The 3435-nt window shown below is 69.0% G+C and carries 1 protein-coding gene; it reads right to left on the reverse strand.

What is annotated here, in order from left to right; all coding sequences use genetic code 11:
- Positions 1–182: 182 nt before the first annotated feature.
- Positions 183–3435, reverse strand: a 3253-nt coding sequence (locus tag ACT8II_RS06945) for a UvrD-helicase domain-containing protein (RefSeq protein WP_443813470.1), incomplete at its 5' end; no start/stop codon positions are given.

Below are 3435 nucleotides of genomic sequence, written 5' to 3' on the forward strand. Positions count from 1 at the left end.
AGGCCCCGGTCTCCAAGATTTCTGCCGCACGCCCATTTCCGGAAGTTTTGTCGAGTTGTGCTACCGTTTGCCGCCACAAGGCGATCCGAACAGAGACCTCATCGAACAAGCGAGTTGACCGCGGGGGCAAGCGGCCATAGTGATCGCCCCCGACCTCGATTTTGCGGGTTTCATCGGAAGCATCACAGCTCGTACGTGACGACCTGGGGCTGCGCGGGGTCGACGGGGTCGGGTACCTCGACGCGCACGAACTTGAGCGTCACGCGCTCGAAGCCGGCCTTGTGCAGGACGTCGGCGTACACCTCGGCCTGCAGGCGGTGTTTCTCATGCAGCCGCCCGGGCGTCTCGTCCGGGCTCCCACCGGTCTTGTAGTCGATCAGCAGGGCATGACCGGGGCGAGCGGGGTCGGTGCACAGCAAGTCGATGGCGCCCTCGGCATAAGGCCCAAAGCGCCCCACGAGCCCGTCCATGCCCAGCGTGTAAAACGGCACCTCGGCACGGCGGCACGGCCAGGCAAGTGCCTCGGCGCGCACATCGCTCGAAAGCCAGCGCGCGACCGCGGCATCGAAGCGCTCGCGCTGGGCGGGCGTGCAGCCCCAGTAGCGGCACAGGGCGTCAGCGCGCTCGGCGGGCAAATCGACGCGATCAAGTTCGATCAACCACTGACATGCGGCATGGAAGGCGCTACCCAGGGCGGTCGGGTCTCCGGCACGCGACAGAGCGGCCCTCTCTTCGCGCTCATCGCGCAGGGCGTCGACCTCGCTCGGCGCGACCGCCTCATCGATGTCATCGCCCTCGGGAGCCCCGGCGGCGGCCGCACGGTCCTCCCCCTCCTCGTGCAACTCGGCGGAGATCGATGAATAACTGTACGAATCACGTGGGGCGCGCTCGGCGGGCACGACGCGCATGTACACACTCGCCGGCTCGACGAGCGTGAAGGAATCCGTCGGTTCGGGTGCCGGGGCGTCCGCAACCGAGGCCTCCGCATCGGCCGGCTCGGCATTCGCCTCGTATGCGGCGCCGCCATACGAGAAGTCCCTGAGGGCGATCAGCTCGAAATCGCCCGCTTGGGCGTTGTCGAACACGAGGCGGTCGCACGCGAGCGAGGCGCCCTCATCGGGCAGGATGCGCTCGAGCACGGCTTGCGTGAGATCCAACTCGGGCCTGAGGGCGAGAGCCGCGTCCTTGCCGCGGCCAACGGGCACATCCATCGCGAGCAGGCAGACCTCGCGGGCGCGCGTCATCGCGACGTACAGCAGACGGGCCCGCTCCTCGAGTGCGAGGCGGTCCTCCTCGTTGCGCATGGACAGCCATGCCTCGGCGGCCGATCCAGTCGCGCACACATCGTCGACCAAGCTCGCATCGAGCCAGGGCCCCGTGGCGCCCGATCCGCTCAGATACTTCTTGAATTGCTTCTCCACCTCGGCGCCGTCGACGAAGGAGCCGGACGAATCACGGCAACTCGGAAAACGGCCGGGCAGGGCGACGAGGCCGATCGTGCCGTCATCGCGGCGGGCGGACTGCATGCGATCGGAGTTGGATCGGATGCCGAAGCACTCCGACACCGCGACTACGGGGAACTCGAGGCCCTTGGAGGCGTGCACCGTCATGATGCGCACCGCGTTGCCCCCCTCCTCGTTGAGGGCGCCGGGTGCCTGCTTGCCCGCCAGGAAACGGTCGAAGGCGAGCGCCACCTGGCGCGGCGCGTTGCCCAACTCGGCCTCGGCCTCCGCCACGGCGTCGATGGCCTTCAGGACATTCGCAGCCTGCGCGCGGCCCTCCGCCCCCCGCTCGGCGAGACGGACCATCCAACCGGACTCGTTGACCACATCGCGCACGATCGAAGTAAGCGGGTCCTTCCCCAGGCGCGAGAGAGCCCGGCGCAGGACGCTTCGGGCACGGGCGAGCAGCGGAAGCTCCCCGAAGCCCGGTGCGTCGTCATCGACGAGAATGCCGAGCTCGATATTGCGGCGACGGGTCTCGCCGGTCTGCGCATCCCATGCCGTGGCCAGGGCAAGGAATTCCTGGACGCCCAGGGCGAACAGCGGCGAGGCGAGCACGGGGGCGAGGCCGTGCGCGGTATCGGCCAGGTTGCCGAGCATGTGCACGAGCGCGCGGACGGTCTTGGCCTCCTCCGTGGAGGCGAACACCGATCCGCCGCTGATCACGCAGTCGAGACCCTGCGCGCGGATCGCGTCCGCGTACACGCCGGCGCGGGGCATGCCGCCCAGCAGCAGCACCATGCCCCCCACGGACTGACCGGCATCGGCGAGCGAGCGGAACCGGCGGGCGATGGCCTCGGCCTTGGCCGCCGTGCGCTCCTCGGTGGTGCCGCCCGCGACAAGCAGGGCCTGACGACGCGAGGCGCCCGCGACCCGCAGACCGTCGACGCGCCCGTCGTGCGGGAGCAAATCGAGGAGGCCCGGCATGATGCCGCCCTTCCCGCCGTCGAAGATGCGGGCGACGTACTCGAGCACCTCGGCGTGGCTTCGGAAGTTCTTGACGAGCTCGACCACGGATCCTACGGATCCCGCGGCCGCCTCATCCTCGATACGGCGCTGCGCGCGACGGAAGACCTCGACTTCGGCGCCGCGGAATCGATAGATGGACTGTTGGGCATCGCCGACGGTGCACAGGGCGCGACCGCCCTCGCCCGTAAGGAAGTTGATGAGGTCGACCTGCTGCTGGTCGGTGTCCTGGAATTCATCGATCATGACCATCGCGAACTTGCCGGCGTACGCCTCGCGGATGTCGGCATGGTCGCGCAGCGCCTCATAGGTGAGACGGAGGAGGTCGTTGTTGTCGATCGCCGAGCGCTCCGCCTTGAGGGCGGCATACTCGTCGCCGACGGCGCGGGCGAGCGCGAGCAATTCATCGAGTGCGGGGCCGCCGAGGGCCAGATAGGCGTTGACGAAGGCATCGGCCGCCTCCGCCTTGAGCAGGGCAACCTGCTCCTTGGGAAAGGCCTTGCTCGGACGGGGCATGCCGCAGGCGAGCATGCAGGAAGCGAGGTCGCCGCGCGTCTGGGGGCCGCTCTCGTACGCCTCGAGGGCGTCCAGCGCGATGCGCGCGGTCTCTGCCGCCTTGGCACTCGCGCCGAGGCACTGGCGATAGGCGTCCATGAGGCCGGAGAAGTCCGCCGTGCCGCGGACGAAATCGATGTCGTCGAAGCCGTGGCGCGAGGCGCTCGCGCGCTCGAGCAGCACGCGCACCAGGCGCCTGGCACTCGTGCCCGCCTCGAAACCGGAAGGGTCGAGCTCGCCGGTGAGCGGGAACCACTCCCTCAGCGCGCCCAAACCGTCCCGCTCACGGCCGATCACGGCATCGACCGCCCGATCCATGAGTGGGCCGGAGACGGATTCATCCAGCACCGTGAACTCGGGGTCGAGGCCGAGTTCGAGCGCATGGGCGCGTAGAATGCGCGAGCACATGCCG

Source organism: Collinsella sp. (genome assembly GCF_052346665.1).
Lineage (GTDB): Bacteria > Actinomycetota > Coriobacteriia > Coriobacteriales > Coriobacteriaceae > Collinsella.